This is a genomic window from Pseudomonas sp. 22490 (assembly GCF_052044465.1).
Lineage (GTDB): Bacteria > Pseudomonadota > Gammaproteobacteria > Pseudomonadales > Pseudomonadaceae > Pseudomonas > Pseudomonas aeruginosa.
This window is the reverse complement of record NZ_JBQENS010000005.1, coordinates 29024-43267: the sequence shown is the minus strand read 5'-3', so window position 1 is coordinate 43267 and position 14244 is coordinate 29024. Positions and strand designations below refer to the sequence as shown.

The window sequence follows — 14244 nt, the reverse complement described above, 5'->3', positions numbered from 1 at the left end:
CTGATGACGATGATCGAAACGACGGTTCCGTCCCTGGGGTAAGCTAGCCCGCATGAACTACCTCGCGCATCTCCACCTCGGCGGCCCGCAACCGGCCCAACTGCTCGGCAGCCTGTACGGCGACTTCGTCAAGGGCCGCCTGCAGGGACAATGGCCGGGCGAGATCGAGCGGGCCATCCAGTTGCACCGGCGCATCGACGCCTTCACCGACAGCCATCCACTGGTGCATGCGGCCAAGCGGCGCTTCCCGCTGGAGCGCCGGCGTTTCGCCGGCGTCCTGCTGGACGTGTTCTTCGACCACTGCCTGGCGCGCGACTGGAACGACTACGCCGACGAACCGCTGCCGCAGTTCGTCGAGCGGGTCTACGGCACTCTGCGCACCGCCTCGCCGCTGCCGGAGCGCCTGGCGCGCATCGCGCCGCGGATGGCGGCCCAGGACTGGCTGGGCAGCTACCGCGAGTTCGCGGTCTTGCGCGAAGTGCTGGGCGGCATGTCGCGGAGGCTGTCGCGACCGCACCTGCTGGACGGTTCCTGGGAAGAACTGGCCCAGCGCTACGATGACCTGAGCGCGGATTTCCGCGCCTTCTACCCGCAACTCCAGGCTTTCGCCCTGAGCCAGCGCTGAGCCTGGCGCAGCGGCCATTGGCCCGGCCGGCGGAATCACCTATCAATTGTTTCAGTCCGAAGCATCCGCTTGATGCACATCAACCGGCAGCGGTCGCGTCGATCGTTCAATGGGGCCGACGTTCAACGCTCTGCCAATGGAGGTGGAAGATGAAACGAATCCTGGTGGCGACCGACCTGTCCTCGCGTTCCGAGCTGGCGGTCATGCGCGCCGCGGCGCTGGCCAAGGCGAGGAATGCCGAACTGACCGTGCTGAACGTGCTCGACGACGACCAGCCGCCGGTGCTGATCGCGCCGCAACGGCTGGCCATCGCCAACCTGCTGGAAGTGAACGGACAGGCCCTGAAGGAGCGCCTCGGCGTCGAGTCCAAGGCGATCGTGCGGGTCGGCGATCCGGTGGTGGTGATCAACGCGGTGGCCGAGGAGATCGGCGCCGACCTGCTGGTGATGGGCGCGCACCGGCACACGCCGCTGCGCGACCTGTTCATCGGCACCACCCTGGAGCGGGTGGTACGCAATGCGAAGATCCCGGTGCTGCGCGCGGCCGGTGCGCCGGAAGAGGAGTACCGCCGGGTGCTGCTGGCGCTGGACTTCTCGCCGACCTCGACGCGCGCGGTGCAGATGGCCGGCCAGCTCGGCTTCCTCGACGCCGCCAGCCTCACCGCGCTGCATGCCTTCGAGCCGTTCGCCAAAGGCATGATGCGTTATTCGGGGATCAAGGAAGACCGCGTCGAGCATTACGTCGACCAGGAGGAACTCAAGGCCAACGTCGAGCTGCGCGACTACGTCGCCGGCCTGGGGCTGGGCCGCGAGGACATCCAGTTGCGCGTCGGCGAAGGCTTGCCGATCAACGTGATCATGACCGAGGTACGCCGCCAGGCGCCGCAGTTGACGGTGCTCGGCACCCAGGGCCTGACCGGCTTCCGCCGCGCGCTGATCGGCAGCGTGGCCGAGGCGGCCCTCGGCGACCTGCCGTGCGACGTGCTGGCGGTGCCGCCCAAGCGCGACTAGGCGGCGCGCCGGGTTTGCGTAGTGGCGGCAGTGCCGAACAGCGCCAGGCGCACCGCCTGCTGGGCCTGGCGGGCCAGTTCGGCGCGGTCCAGGCCCTGGCTGGGGATCGGTTCCAGCAGTTGGATATGCACGCTGCCGCGCTCGCCGCGCAGCAGGCGGCCGAGGTGGCTGAGCAAGTCGTCGTCGCCGATGAACGGCGCCTGCGCATCGGGCACGCCGTCGCGGCGGTAGCTGATCGCCACCGGCTGCACCGCCACGCCGGCTTCCAGGGCGCTGGCCATCAGGCGACCGTGGAAGGTGCGCAGGCTTTCGCCGTTGGTGGTGGTGCCTTCCGGGAAGATCAGCAGGTTGCGTCCGCGGTGCAGCTGTTCGGCCAAGCGCTGGTTGATCAGCCGGCTGTCGCCCGAGCCGCGGCGGATGAACAGGGTGCCGGCCTTTTCCGCCAGCCAGCCGGCCAGCGGCCAGGCACGCACCTCGGCCTTGGACAGGAAGGTCAGCGGCGCCAGGGCGCCGAGCAGCGGGATATCGGTCCAGGACACATGGTTGGCTACCCACAGCATGGGTTGCCGGGGCGCTTCGCCGCTGACCCTGACCTCGAAGGGCAGGGCCGCGCAGAGGCGCGCCAGCCACCAGCGGGTCAGGCGCTGGCGCAACGGCGTGACGTCGGCGCCGGGCAGCCGCTCGCGCAGGCTGACCCAAGCGGCCAGGCCCAGTCCGAGCGCGACCAGCCCGAGCAGGCGGGCGCTGCGCAGCAGCAGGCGCAGCCGCGCCATCAGACCGCTGCCTTGAAGTGGCGGGCGTAGCGCGGGCAGAGTTCGTCTCGCTTGAGCAGGATGAACACGTCGGCGACCTGGAAATCCGGGTCCCAGCAGGGCTCGCCGCAGATCTTGGCGCCCAGGCGCATGTAGGCCTTGAGCAGCGGCGGCAGCTCGGCGGTGAGGTTTTCCGGGACGTCCAGCGGCGGCAGCGGGTTCTTCGGCTCGGCCTGCAGGTAGTCGGTGCACAGGTAGCGTTCGCGCAGCCGCTGCATCACCGCCTTGGCCTGCATACCGCCGTCGCGCATGGGAATGCTGGCGCAGCCCATCAGGTAGCGGTAGCCGCCCTCGTTGAGGACCTCGGCGAGTTCGCCCCAGAGTACCGCGATGGTGGCGCCGTTGCGGTATTCGGGAGCGACGCAGGTGCGGCCGATCTCCAGGACCGGGCCGTGCAGGGCGTCGAGGCCGGAGAGGTGGAACTCCTCTTCGCTGTAGAAGCGCCCGAGGCGTTCGGCGGCGCGATGGTCGAGCAGCCGGGTGGTGGCCACCAGGGCGCCGCTGTCGAGGTCGCGGACGCCGATGTGCGCGCAGTGACGGTCGTAGTCGTCGCGGTCGAGGCCGTCTTCGGCGCCTTCGAGCTTGGCGTCGAACTCGGCGCTGAATACGCGGTAGCGCAGGGCCTGGGCCTCGCGCAGGGCGCGGGCGCCGTTCAGGCGCTCGGCCTTCAGGCGGCGTCCGGCGACGGGTTCGCGGGTAATGGCGGTCTGGGTCATGCCTGGGCCTCCTTGGGCCGGCGCCGCGGGTTGCGGCCGCTCGGCTTTGTTGTGCAAGCTCAGGCTAGGAAGGCGCGGTGTCACCCCTGTGACAGGGGCGTGATGCTTGTATGACATTGTCGCCGGATGTAACGCGCCGTTGTTCAACGCTGGCACCCTCGGCAGGATGCCGGTTCCGACACATTCCACACTGGAGTCCGCCATGTCCTGGCAACGCTTGCTCGGCCCGCTCGACCGCCTGCCCACCGAAGGCTCCCTGGAAGACTGGCACGCCGCCGCCCTGGCGCGCGCCGACGGTCTTGGCACCCTGGAGCGGGCGGTGCTCGGCGGACGATTGGCCGCGAGTCCGGGCCTGGCCTTCCTCGCCGGCTACCAGGCGGCCCTGCGCGCGCTCTGGCCGGCGGCGCCGGAAGGTCTCGGCGCGCTGTGCGTGACCGAGAAGCGCAGCGTGCGCCCGGCGGACCTGCAGACCCGCCTGGAGGGGCTGGTCCTGCATGGACAAAAGGATTTCGTCACCGCTGGCGACAGCGCCTCCTGGTGGCTGGTGGCCGCCCGCGACGAGGCGCCGGGGCAGCCGCCGCGACTGTCGATGACGGTGGTCCTGGCCGGCGCCCCGGGGGCGCGCCTGGAGGCGTTGCCGGCGCTGCCGCTGATGCCGGATGTGCCGCATTCCCGCCTGTTGCTCGACGGTGCCCATTGCGAGCGCCTGCCCGGCGATGGTTGGGACGACTACGTCAGGCCGTTCCGCCTGCTGGAGGATGTCCATGTGCTGGCGGCGCTGGTCGGCTGGCTCTATGGGGTCGGCCATGAATGCGGCTGGCCCTCGCCGCTGCTGCTGCGCCTGGCCGGCATCCTCGGCGGCTGCGCCGAGGTCGCGCGGCATCCGGTCGCCTGCGTCGGCACCCAGGCGGTACTGGCTGGGCTGTTCGAACAGTTCTCGGCGCTGGAGGGGCAACTGGATGCCGCCTTCGCCGCCAACGCCTCGACCTGGGAGGCATTGTGGCAACGCGATCGCGGCTTGCTGGCGATTGCCAACGGGGCCCGCAAAGTTCGCCTGGAGAAGGCCTTGACCCGCCTCGGGCTTGACCCAGGTCAGTGAGGCGCCGCGCCGCAGGCGCTTACCCTGCGCAGCATCCGGCGAGGAATGCTCCTCGGCGCCTGCACAGAGTAGATTTCACCGACCATGCGACGCGAACCGATCGTGCTGTTCGACAACGGCAGCCACCAGTGCCTGTGTTTCGATGACCTCGTCAGCGGCGAAGGGGTCCAGTCCAACCAGTTCCTGATCGTCGACAACGGCCAGTACCTGCTGCTCGATCCCGGCGGCGACCTGACCTACACGCCGCTCTCGCTGGAATTGTCGAAACGCTTTCCGCTGCAGGAGCTGGACTACATCTTCGCTTCGCACCAGGACCCGGACATCATCGCCGCCCTCGACAAGTGGCTGCTGCACACCCGCGCCCGGGTGATCTGCTCCAAGCTGTGGGCGCGCTTCCTGCCGCACCTGACGGCCAACTACCTGGCGGTCAGCCATGGCATCAACACCTACGACCGGGTCATGCCGTTGCCCGACCGCGGCCAGGCGATCGCTCTCGGCGACTGCTCGTTGAAGGCGATCCCCGCGCATTTCCTGCATTCGGTGGGCAACTTCCAGCTCTACGACCCGGTGAGCAAGATCCTTTTCTCGGGCGATATGGGCGCCTCGCTGGTGGACGACGCGGCGCCGGTCAGCGATTTCGCCGCGCATATCCAGTACATGGACGGATTCCATCGCCGCTACATGGCGGCGAACAAGATCTGCCGCCTGTGGGCGCGGATGGTCCGGGACATGGATGTGGAGATGATCGTGCCGCAACACGGGCGGCCCTTCGTCGGCAAGGAAATGATCAGCGCCTTCCTCTACTGGATCGAGAACCTCGAGTGCGGCATCGACCTGCTCGGCCCGGACGACTACCGCATGCCAGGCTGAGTCCGCGCTTCCTGGCGTCATCGAGGCCATGCTAGGGTTGCCCCTCGACCGTCGAGAGGGCCCGCCGATGCCCGCTTTGCCGTTGTCCCGCCGCGCCCTCGCCGCGCTGGCCCTGGTATTCGCCCTCCCTGCCCTGGCCGAAGACTGGCCCGACACCGACTGGCCCCGTGCCCAACAGCCCGCGGGGCCGGCGCTGGAGGCATTCGAGCGCTATGCCTTCGGTCGTCGCGACGATGTTCGTCGTAAAGGCATCCGCACCGACGCGGTAGTGGTGATCCGCGACGGTCGTCTGGTCTATGAGCGCTACGCCGGCCCGAGCCGTGCAGAGACCCCGCACCTTACCTGGTCGGTGAGCAAGAGCCTGCTCGCCACGCTGCTTGGCGTCGCCGAGGGCGAAGGGCGCTTCCAGCTCGACGACCCGGTGGCGCGCTACTACCCGCCGTTCGCCCGTCATCCCGAGGTGACGTTGCGCCACCTGCTGAACTGGTCTTCCGGGCTGGACTGGCAGGAGGACTACGAGTTCGCGCCATTGAAATCCTCCGTGGTGGCGATGCTCTACACCCGTGGGCGTGACGACATGGCCGGCTTCGTCGCCGAAACCCCGCAGGCCCGGCCGCCGGGCCGGCGTTTCCGCTACTCCAGCGGCGACAGCAACGTGCTGGCGGCGGCCCTCCACGGCATGCTCGGCGCGGACTATGCCGAGTACCCCTGGCGCGCGCTGTTCGAGCCGCTGGGCATCCGTTCGGCGGTATGGGAGCGAGACGCCGCCGGCACGTTCGTCGGCTCGTCGTACGTCTACATGAGCGCCCGCGACCTGGCGCGCGTCGGCCTGCTGATGCAGCGCCACGGGCGCTGGCGCGAGCGGCAACTGCTGCCGCTGGCATGGGTCGAGTTCAACCTGACACCCTTCGCCCGCTACCGGCCGAGCGCGGAAGAGGAGGGCGAGGCGGTGCCGGGCGGCCAGTGGTGGTTGAACCGTGCGGTGAAAGGCGCGCCGGCGCCCTGGCCGGACGTCGCCGAGACCGCCTTCGCCGCGCTCGGCCACTGGGGCCAGGCGCTCTACGTGCTGCCCGAGGAGAAGCTGGTGATCGTGCGCTACGCCGACGACCGCGACGGGCGTTTCCGCCACAACGAATTCCTGCGCCTGGCACAGGCGGCGTTCGCCGGGGAGGCGCGGCCATGATCCGTCGCCATCCCTTGCTCTTCCTGTTCGTCCTGGGGCTGCTCGCCGCCCTCGCGTGGGCCTGGCAGAACCGCATCCACCTGGCGGCCTTTCCCGCCATCATCGGCGCCTATACGGCCAAGGAGTACTGCTCCTGCCGCTACGTGATGGGGAACTCCGCGGACTATTGCCGGGCCTATACCCAACAGTACGTGCCGATCAGCGGCTTCTTCGACGACGAAGCCCGCCGCCGGGTGACCGCCCGCGGCCTCGGCAGTACGCAGACGGCCGCCTGGCTGGGCCCGCGCGAGGGATGCCGGCTCATGCCCGAGGCGGACAGGCTGCCGGACTGACCGGCGGCGCATGTCGGGGCGCGGGGCGAGGGACGGCGCCGGCCCGAAGCCGGAGGTGGAATGCCTGTTGTATTGTGTGTCCTGTTGTTGCTCCTCAGCCCTCTGCTGTCGGCGGCGGAATGGCAACTGGAGCCGGATTACTCGCGGATCAGCTTCGTTTCCGTGAAACGCGCGAAGATGGCCGAGGTGCAGCGCTTCGATCGTCTCAGCGGCCAGATCGACAAGCAGGGCGTCGCGCGCATCGTGGTGCCGCTGGGCACCCTGGACAGCGGCCTGGCCCTGCGCGACGAGCGAATGAAGGACAACTTCTTCGAAACCTCGCGCTTCCCCGAGGCCACCGTGGAGAGCCGCCTGGACATGGCCGGCTTCGACGACCTGCGGGTCGGCCAGTCGCGGGTCGAGAAGCTCGACTTCACCCTCGACCTGCACGGCCAGCAGCGCCGCCTGAAGGCCGACGTGCTGGTCACCCGCCAGGGCGAAGGGCTGGTCCAGGTGGCGACCCTGGAGCCGGTGCTGCTGAAGCTGCTCGACTTCGACCTGGAAGAGAAGCTCAAGCCCTTGAAGGAGATGGCCAATATTCCCTCGATCACTCCCGAGGTACCGGTGTTCGCCGTGCTGAACTTCCGCGAAGTGCCGCCGGAACAGTTCTGACGTACCGGCGGAGGGCGGCGCGGGCCTTGGGTTCCACCCAGTGGAACCGCCTTCCGTTGTCCTTCGCCGCGTGCCGCGCTTAGCTGTGACCACGCCCGGCCGGCCTTGCGTCCGGGCCTCCCGCCAACAAGACCGGAGCGCAATCCGGCCAGAGGAGAGACGGCATGGCTCGACATCGACACATCGTGGCCTGGCTCGAGGAGGTCGCCGACGACCTGCGTAGCCTGCGCCAGGACATCCACGCCCATCCCGAACTGGGCTTCGAGGAGCGACGCACCGCCGCGCTGGTCGCCGAATGCCTGCGCGGCTGGGGCTACGAAGTGCACGAAGGGATCGGCCGCACCGGCGTGGTCGGCGTCCTCCGCCAGGGCGACGGCACGCGGCGGCTCGGCCTGCGGGCGGACATGGATGCGTTGCCGATCGTCGAGGCCACGGGGCTCGGCTACAGCAGCTGCCACGGCGGGCGCATGCACGCCTGCGGCCACGACGGACACACCGCGATGCTGCTCGGCGCGGCACGCTACCTGGCGGCGACGCGGCGTTTCGACGGCACCCTGGTACTGATCTTCCAGCCCGCCGAGGAAGGCCAGGGCGGCGCCGAGGCGATGCTCGCCGACGGGCTGCTGGAGCGCTTTCCCTGCGATGCGCTGTTCGGCATGCACAACATGCCGGGACTGGAGGCCGGGCACCTGGGCTTCCGCGCGGGACCGATGATGGCTTCCCAGGACCTGCTGAGCGTCACCCTGGAGGGCGTCGGTGGACACGGTTCGATGCCGCACCTGAGCGTCGATCCGTTGCTCGCCGCGTCGAGCGCGGTGATGGCCCTGCAGAGCGTGGTGGCGCGCAACGTCGATCCGCAGAAGGCCGCGGTGGTCACGGTCGGCGCATTGCAGGCCGGCGAGGCGGCCAACGTCATACCCCAGCGCGCCGTGCTGCGCCTGAGCCTGCGGGCGCTCGACGGCCAGGTGCGCGAGCAGGTGCTGCAGCGGGTTCGCCAGATCATCGAGTTGCAGGCCGCCAGCTATGGGTGCCAGGCCAGCATCGAGCACTACCCGGCCTATCCGGTGCTGGTCAACAGCGTCGAGGAAACCGAGTTCGCCCGCCAGGTCGGGGTCGAGCTGGCCGGCGCGGAGCAGGTCGACGGCGACACGCCGAAGCTGATGGGCAGCGAGGACTTCGCCTGGATGCTACAGCGCTGCCCCGGCAGCTACCTGTTCATCGGCAACGGCAGAGGACGGCCGATGGTGCACAACCCGGCCTATGACTTCAACGACGACATCCTGGTCCGGGGCGCGGCCTATTGGGGCGCGCTCGCCGAGACCTGGCTGGCCGCCCCCGCGGCGTCCGGCCTTCGACTGACTGCCGCCAATAACGGCGCGGCCTGAGCCGCGCCGGCATTCCCCCGGTTACCAGGAGATTCCCATGCACGCTTGCCCGAGCGGTACCTCGCGTACCCGCCAGGTGGCGGCTGCCGTGATCGGCAACGCCCTGGAGTGGTACGACTTCATCGTCTACGGCTTCCTTTCCAGCCTGATCGCCAGGCTGTTCTTCCCTTCCGGCGACGAGTACACCTCGCTGTTGATGGCCCTGGCCACCTTCGGTGTCGGTTTCTTCATGCGTCCGGTCGGTGGGGTCCTGCTCGGCCTGTATGCCGACCGCAGGGGACGCAAGGCGGCGATGCAACTGATCATCCTGCTGATGACGCTGTCCATCGCGATGATCGCCTTCGCCCCGACCTACGCGGCGATCGGCGTCGGCGCACCGTTGCTGATCGTGATCGCGCGAATGCTGCAGGGTTTCGCCACCGGCGGCGAGTACGCCAGCGCCACGGCTTTCCTGGTGGAAAGCGCGCCGCCGCACCGGCGCGGTCTCTACGGTTCCTGGCAATTGTTCGGCCAGTGCCTGGCGGTGTTCGCCGGTGCGGGGATGGGCGCGCTGGTCACCCATTGCCTGGACGCCGAGTCCCTGGAGAGCTGGGGCTGGCGGGTGCCGTTCCTGTTCGGTCTGCTGATCGGTCCGGTGGGATTGTGGATCCGCCGCTACATGGGCGAGACCGAGGCCTTCCTCGAAGCCATCCGTGAGCCCGGCGAGCGCCAGGGGCTGCTCGGCGTGCTGCGCGAATACCGGCGCAGCGTGCTGGTGAGCATGGGCCTGACGGTGATCGGCACGGTGTCCTTCTACGTGGTGCTGGTGAATATGCCGACCTTCGCCCACAAGCAGTTGGGCCTGCCGCTGGACGAGGTGTTCATGGTGCAGATGGCTGCGGTGGCGCTGATGACCCTGGTGATCCCGTTGGCTGGGGGACTCTCCGACCGGGTCGGGCGGCGCCCGGTGCTGCTGGTCGCGACCCTGGCCTTCATGCTCATGGTCTATCCGCTGTTCGCCTGGGTCGCCGCGGCGCCGAGCCTGGGGCGCCTGCTGCTGATGCAACTGTTGCTGTGCACGGCGATCGGCGGCTTCTTCGGCCCGGCGCCGACCGCGGTGGCCGAGCAGTTTCCGGTGCGGGTGCGTTCCACCGGCCTGGCGGTGGCGTATAACCTGGCGGTGATGCTGTTCGGCGGTTTCGCTCCGTTCATCGTCACCTGGCTCACCGAGGTCGGCGGCTCGCCAGTGGCGCCGGCGTTCTACGTGCTCGGCGCGGCCTTCCTCGGGCTGCTCGCCACCCTCTATCTGCGGGAGGGCGCGACGCCCGCCCCGCGCCCCCGTGAACCGGCCCTGGGCAAGCCGGCAAGGAGTCTGTGAATGAGCGCCACCCGCCATCGAAGCGACGGCCACGAGGAAATCGTCGCGCTTGACGCGCTGCCGCTGTCCGCGGCGATCCGCCGACGCGAACTGTCCTGCCGCGAGGTCATGCAGGCCTACCTGGCGCAGATCGAACGGTTCAACCCGCGGGTCAACGCCATCGTCTCGCTGCAGGCGGAAAGCCGCCTGCTCGCCCAGGCCGACGAGCGCGACCGGCAACTGGCGCGCGGCGAATGGCTGGGCTGGATGCACGGCATGCCGCAGGCGATCAAGGACCTCGCCGCCACCTCCGGCATTCCTACCACCCTGGGTTCGCCGCTGTTCGCCGGGCAGGTGCCGGAGCACGACGCCATCGTCGTCGAGCGGGTGAAGAGCAGCGGTGCGATCGTCATCGGCAAGACCAACGTACCGGAGTTCGGGCTCGGCTCGCAGACCTACAACCCGCTGTTCGGCACCACCCGCAATGCCTACGATCCGGCGCGGATCGCCGGCGGCAGCAGCGGTGGGGCGGCGGTGGCGCTGGCGCTGCGCATGCTGCCGGTGGCCGACGGCAGCGACATGATGGGTTCGCTGCGCAACCCCGCCGCCTACAACAACGTCTACGGCTTCCGCCCGTCCCAGGGACGGGTGCCGCACGGCCCGCAAGCGGAACTGTTCGTCCAGCAACTGGCCACCGAAGGCCCGATGGGGCGCAGCGTGGCGGACCTGGCCCGGCTGCTGGCCACCCAGGCCGGCTACGATCCGCGCTGTCCGCTGTCGTTGCGCGACGATCCGCGCAGGTTCGCCGACGACCTCGGGCGCGATTTCCGCAGAGCCCGGCTCGGCTGGCTCGGTGACTACGCCGGCTACCTGCCGATGGAGGAGGGCGTGCTGGAGCTTTGCGAAGCCGCGCTGGGCGATTTCGCCGAGCTGGGCTGCGAGGTCGAGGCGTGCCTGCCGGACTATCCCCTGGAGCGCCTGTGGCGCACCTGGCTGGTCCATCGCCAGTGGCTGGTGCAGGGCTCGCTTGGCGAGCTTTACGCCGATCCCGCACGGCGCGTCCGGCTCAAGCCGGAGGCGCAGTGGGAAGTGGAGTCCGGGCTCGGCCTCGGCGCCACCGAGGTCTATCGCGCCTCGCTGGATCGCAGCGACTGGTATCGGGCGCTGGCGCGTCTGTTCGAACGTTACGATTTCCTCTTGCTGCCCAGCGCCCAGGTGTTTCCTTTCGATGCAGAAACGGCGTGGCCGCGGCAGGTCGCCGGGCGGCCGATGGACACCTATCACCGCTGGATGGAGGTGGTGATCGGCCCGACCCTGGCCGGTTTGCCGGCGATCAGCGTACCGATCGGCTTCGGCGCGGCGGGCCTGCCGATGGGATTGCAGATAATCGGCCCGGCGCAGGCCGACCTGGCGGTGCTGCAACTGGCCCATGCCCACGAGGGCCTGACCCGTTGGGTCAGCCGCCGTCCGCCGGCGATGCTCGAGGCTCCAGGGGGCATCGACTAGGCCGCGGAGCAATGCTGGCGTATTCGCAGATTCTTCCTACATGACCTGGGCCTGCATCTTGCTTTGCCATAACGGTCTGTCGACGGTGGAGGTGTCGTCATGCCGGAAAGAGAAGAGGCGGGAACCGTGCGTTCGGTGGAGCGGGCGCTGGCGATCCTCGATCTGCTGGGCCAGCACCAGGCGCTGGGGCTCGAGGAACTGCATTACCTGACCGAACTGCCCAAGGCCACGGTGTCGCGGCTGCTGCATACCCTGCTGGAGCAGGGCTGGCTGTACCGCGGCTTGACCGACCGGCGCTACCGGCTGCGTTCCACCCGCCTCTACGGTGACGCCGCCGAGCGCTTCCGTTGCCAGGTGGTGGAGCGTTCCGCGCCGCTGCTGGTGGAGTTGAGCGAGCGCACCGGGCTGGTCGCCGATTTGTCGATTCTCGACGGCGACCGCCTGCTGGTGGCGGAAAGCTCGGTGCCCGGCGTCCTGCGCAAGCGCTACCCGGCCAACCGGCTGGTGGTCGGCCAGCACGCCAGCCTGTTCCATTCGGCCATGGGCAAGGCCTGCCTGGGCGAACTGGCAGACAGCGAGGTGCGCCGCCTGGCGCGCCAGCACCAGGTAGACGAGGACCTCTGGTTGCGCACCCGCGAGCAGGCCCACGGCCAGGGCTACGGCGAGCGTACCGAGGGACACTGGGAGTATCCGGTGCGCCTGCCGTTCCTGATCCGCGCGGTGGCCTTGCCGGTACGCGCCCAGGGTCGCCTGCTCGGCAGCGTGGCGCTGCACTGGCCGCGCGACCAGGATTGCGTCGAACGGGTGCGCCGCCGGCACCTGGGAACCCTGGCCGATACCGTCAGTCAGTTGCAGCACGCGCTCGACTGACGCGGGAGTTTGCCTGCTCCCAGGCGGCCGGTTTAAGGTGGCGCCGGACGCAAAGGGAGCCCGCATGCACAAGTTGATCTGCCTCGGCCTGGCCCTCCTGGCCTTGCCGGTCCAGGCCGCCTGGTACCTGGACTACGAGTCGTCGCGACTCAGTTTCATCTCCACCAAGAACGCTACCCTTTCGGAAGTCGGCCGCTTCCTGGTCATGCACGGCAAGGTCGACGACAAGGGGCAGGCGCGCCTGCGCGTCGAGCTGGACTCGGTGAGCACCGACATCCCGCTGCGCGACGAACGCATCCGCGAGCATCTGTTCGAGACCAAGCGCTTCGCCGAGGCGGAGATCACCGCCCAGCTCGACCTGGCGCCGATCGTCGAGCTGGCCGACGGCGTGCAACTGGAAATGCGCCAGCCGGTGACCGTCAGCCTGCACGGCAAGCGCAAGAGCTACGCCAGCGACCTGTTGGTGACCCGCCTGGACGAGCATCGCTTCCAGGTGGTGACCCTGTCGCCGCTGGTGCTGGACGCCGCCGACTTCGACCTCGCCCCCGGCATCGAGACCCTGCGCAAGCTGGCCGGCGCCGGCAGCATCGGGCTCTCGGTGCCGGTCGGCGCCGTGCTGATCTTCACTTCGCGGTGAGCGGCCCGGTCTTTCCCTGGCGCAGCGACAACCGCTTCGCCCTGCTCAATGACGGCGTGCGGTTCTTCCCGCGCATGCTGCTGGCCATCGAGGCGGCGCAGCGGAGCATCGAGCTGGAGCTGTACCTGGTGGAAGACGGGCATTGCGCCGAACTGTTTCTCGTCGCCCTGCTGGATGCCCGCCGCCGGGGCGTCGCCGTGCGCTGCCTGTTCGACGGCTTCGGCTGCCTCGGCCTGGGCAGCGCCTGGATCCAGCGCCTGCGCGAGGCCGGCGGCGAACTGCGGCTGTACAACCCGCTGCGCTGGAAGCTGACTGGCGGCAATCTCTACCGCGACCATCGCAAGCTGCTGCTGGTGGACGGGCGCCTCGGTTATGTCGGCGGCGCCGGGATCACCGACGAATTCTGGGAACCGGTCAGCGACGTCAGCGCCTGGCGCGAGGTGATGGTCGAGATGGACGGCCCGGTGGTGGCGGACTGGGCGGCGCTGTTCGAGCGGCAATGGCTGGCCTGTCTCGAAGAGAAAGCCTGGAAGCCCCGCGAGGGCATGACCCTTACCCGCCTTCCGCCGCAGCCGGGGGCGGCCCGTGGGTTGGGCCGGGTGGCCTACGCCGACGCCCGCCAGCACCGCGACATCCTGCAATCGCTGGTCCGCGCGCTGAACGGCTCGCGCCGACGGATCTGGCTGGCGACGCCGTACTTCCTGCCGACCTGGAAGGTTCGCCGGGCCCTGCGCAAGGCCGCCCAGCGCGGCGTGGAGGTGCGCCTGCTGCTGGCCGGGCGGCTCACCGACCACGCCCCGGTGCGCTATGCCGGGCAGCGCTACTACCCGCGCCTGCTGCGCGCCGGCGTGCGCATCCACGAATACCAGCCGCGCTTCCTGCACCTGAAGATGGTCATGGTCGACGATTGGGTGAGCGTCGGCTCCTGCAACTTCGATCATTGGAATCTACGCTTCAACCTCGACGCCAATCTCGAGGCCCTCGACCCGGACTTCACCAATGAGGCGGCGGCGAGCCTGCTGGCGGACTTCGCCGACAGCCGCGAGGTGACCCTGGCGATGTGGCGCGCGCGACCCCTGTGGATGCGCCTGCACCAGCGCCTGTGGGGTTGGCTTGACCGGGTAGTGGTGAATTTCCTCGACCGCCGGCGCTAGGGAGCGGCCGTTCGTAGCCGCTGGCCGGCCCGGTGAAACTTGCCGGGGAGCTTGCGGG

General features: G+C 69.3%; 15 protein-coding genes. 13 read left to right on the top strand and 2 right to left on the bottom strand.

The annotated features are described in order from the left end of the window. The first annotated feature begins 52 nt into the window (after nucleotides 1-52). Nucleotides 53-625, top strand: coding sequence for an ACP phosphodiesterase (locus tag ACTJJX_RS07060; RefSeq protein ID WP_003103798.1), 573 nt, complete (start codon nucleotides 53-55; stop codon nucleotides 623-625). A 149-nt stretch (nucleotides 626-774) separates the two neighbouring features. Further along, on the top strand, nucleotides 775-1635 hold the full coding sequence (locus ACTJJX_RS07055) for a universal stress protein (RefSeq protein ID WP_003093974.1): 861 nt from the start codon (nucleotides 775-777) through the stop codon (nucleotides 1633-1635). Here the strand turns inward: ACTJJX_RS07055 and olsA are convergent. Next, the gene (gene olsA / locus ACTJJX_RS07050) at nucleotides 1632-2408 is read right to left on the bottom strand and encodes a lyso-ornithine lipid O-acyltransferase (protein WP_003103796.1); all 777 of its coding nucleotides are present in this window, start codon (nucleotides 2406-2408) and stop codon (nucleotides 1632-1634) included. The two genes, ACTJJX_RS07055 and olsA, sit on opposite strands and share 4 nt — an antisense overlap. Next, complete coding sequence (olsB, locus tag ACTJJX_RS07045) at nucleotides 2408-3163, bottom strand: L-ornithine N(alpha)-acyltransferase (protein ID WP_003093970.1); 756 nt, start codon at nucleotides 3161-3163, stop codon at nucleotides 2408-2410. Before olsB ends, olsA begins: the two co-directional genes overlap by 1 nt. A 202-nt stretch (nucleotides 3164-3365) precedes the next feature. Between olsB and ACTJJX_RS07040 the strand changes: the two genes are divergently transcribed. The 11 genes from ACTJJX_RS07040 to ACTJJX_RS06990 all read left to right on the top strand — a co-directional run bounded on the left by ACTJJX_RS07040 (nucleotide 3366) and on the right by ACTJJX_RS06990 (nucleotide 14186). Further along, on the top strand, nucleotides 3366-4262 hold the full coding sequence (locus ACTJJX_RS07040) for an acyl-CoA dehydrogenase family protein (protein WP_003093969.1): 897 nt from the start codon (nucleotides 3366-3368) through the stop codon (nucleotides 4260-4262). A gap of 84 nt (nucleotides 4263-4346) precedes the next feature. Beyond that, nucleotides 4347-5132 carry an MBL fold metallo-hydrolase gene (locus tag ACTJJX_RS07035; protein ID WP_003093967.1) on the top strand — a complete coding sequence of 262 codons (786 nt, stop codon included), beginning with the start codon at nucleotides 4347-4349 and terminating at the stop codon, nucleotides 5130-5132. Nucleotides 5133-5199: 67 nt separating this feature from the next. Then, complete coding sequence (locus tag ACTJJX_RS07030; protein ID WP_003101127.1) at nucleotides 5200-6315, top strand: serine hydrolase domain-containing protein; 1116 nt, start codon at nucleotides 5200-5202, stop codon at nucleotides 6313-6315. After that, complete coding sequence (locus ACTJJX_RS07025) at nucleotides 6312-6647, top strand: hypothetical protein (RefSeq protein ID WP_003093963.1); 336 nt, start codon at nucleotides 6312-6314, stop codon at nucleotides 6645-6647. The genes ACTJJX_RS07030 and ACTJJX_RS07025 overlap by 4 nt, the downstream gene beginning before the upstream one ends. Before the next feature lie 60 nt (nucleotides 6648-6707). Then, on the top strand, nucleotides 6708-7298 hold the full coding sequence (locus ACTJJX_RS07020) for a YceI family protein (protein WP_003120867.1): 591 nt from the start codon (nucleotides 6708-6710) through the stop codon (nucleotides 7296-7298). Between the two features lie 164 nt (nucleotides 7299-7462). Beyond that, nucleotides 7463-8683: a M20 aminoacylase family protein gene (locus tag ACTJJX_RS07015; protein ID WP_003101134.1), complete on the top strand. Its 1221-nt coding sequence runs from the start codon at nucleotides 7463-7465 to the stop codon at nucleotides 8681-8683. A 37-nt stretch (nucleotides 8684-8720) separates the two neighbouring features. Beyond that, nucleotides 8721-10040 (top strand): citrate-proton symporter, encoded by a 1320-nt coding sequence (locus ACTJJX_RS07010; protein WP_003101135.1) that lies wholly within the window; start codon nucleotides 8721-8723, stop codon nucleotides 10038-10040. Further along, nucleotides 10041-11525 (top strand): amidase, encoded by a 1485-nt coding sequence (locus ACTJJX_RS07005; RefSeq protein ID WP_003101137.1) that lies wholly within the window; start codon nucleotides 10041-10043, stop codon nucleotides 11523-11525. A 99-nt stretch (nucleotides 11526-11624) separates the two neighbouring features. Continuing rightward, on the top strand, nucleotides 11625-12395 hold the full coding sequence (locus tag ACTJJX_RS07000) for an IclR family transcriptional regulator (protein ID WP_003093951.1): 771 nt from the start codon (nucleotides 11625-11627) through the stop codon (nucleotides 12393-12395). Nucleotides 12396-12459: 64 nt separating this feature from the next. Next, complete coding sequence (locus tag ACTJJX_RS06995) at nucleotides 12460-13032, top strand: YceI family protein (RefSeq protein ID WP_003093949.1); 573 nt, start codon at nucleotides 12460-12462, stop codon at nucleotides 13030-13032. Between the two features lie 74 nt (nucleotides 13033-13106). Further along, entirely contained in the window at nucleotides 13107-14186 is a 1080-nt protein-coding gene (locus ACTJJX_RS06990) for a phospholipase D-like domain-containing protein (RefSeq protein ID WP_003120863.1), read from the top strand. The last annotated feature ends 58 nt before the right edge of the window (nucleotides 14187-14244 follow it).

Coding starts and splice junctions, on each gene's coding strand:
- ACTJJX_RS07055 (WP_003093974.1), top strand. CDS start 775: ATGAAACGAATCCTGGTGGCGACCGACCTGTCCTCGCGTTCCGAGCTG.
- ACTJJX_RS07005 (WP_003101137.1), top strand. CDS start 10,041: ATGAGCGCCACCCGCCATCGAAGCGACGGCCACGAGGAAATCGTCGCG.
- olsA (WP_003103796.1), bottom strand. CDS start 2,408: ATGGCGCGGCTGCGCCTGCTGCTGCGCAGCGCCCGCCTGCTCGGGCTG.
- ACTJJX_RS07020 (WP_003120867.1), top strand. CDS start 6,708: ATGCCTGTTGTATTGTGTGTCCTGTTGTTGCTCCTCAGCCCTCTGCTG.
- ACTJJX_RS07025 (WP_003093963.1), top strand. CDS start 6,312: ATGATCCGTCGCCATCCCTTGCTCTTCCTGTTCGTCCTGGGGCTGCTC.
- ACTJJX_RS07060 (WP_003103798.1), top strand. CDS start 53: ATGAACTACCTCGCGCATCTCCACCTCGGCGGCCCGCAACCGGCCCAA.
- ACTJJX_RS06995 (WP_003093949.1), top strand. CDS start 12,460: ATGCACAAGTTGATCTGCCTCGGCCTGGCCCTCCTGGCCTTGCCGGTC.
- ACTJJX_RS07015 (WP_003101134.1), top strand. CDS start 7,463: ATGGCTCGACATCGACACATCGTGGCCTGGCTCGAGGAGGTCGCCGAC.
- ACTJJX_RS06990 (WP_003120863.1), top strand. CDS start 13,107: ATGCTGCTGGCCATCGAGGCGGCGCAGCGGAGCATCGAGCTGGAGCTG.
- olsB (WP_003093970.1), bottom strand. CDS start 3,163: ATGACCCAGACCGCCATTACCCGCGAACCCGTCGCCGGACGCCGCCTG.
- ACTJJX_RS07035 (WP_003093967.1), top strand. CDS start 4,347: ATGCGACGCGAACCGATCGTGCTGTTCGACAACGGCAGCCACCAGTGC.
- ACTJJX_RS07030 (WP_003101127.1), top strand. CDS start 5,200: ATGCCCGCTTTGCCGTTGTCCCGCCGCGCCCTCGCCGCGCTGGCCCTG.
- ACTJJX_RS07000 (WP_003093951.1), top strand. CDS start 11,625: ATGCCGGAAAGAGAAGAGGCGGGAACCGTGCGTTCGGTGGAGCGGGCG.
- ACTJJX_RS07010 (WP_003101135.1), top strand. CDS start 8,721: ATGCACGCTTGCCCGAGCGGTACCTCGCGTACCCGCCAGGTGGCGGCT.
- ACTJJX_RS07040 (WP_003093969.1), top strand. CDS start 3,366: ATGTCCTGGCAACGCTTGCTCGGCCCGCTCGACCGCCTGCCCACCGAA.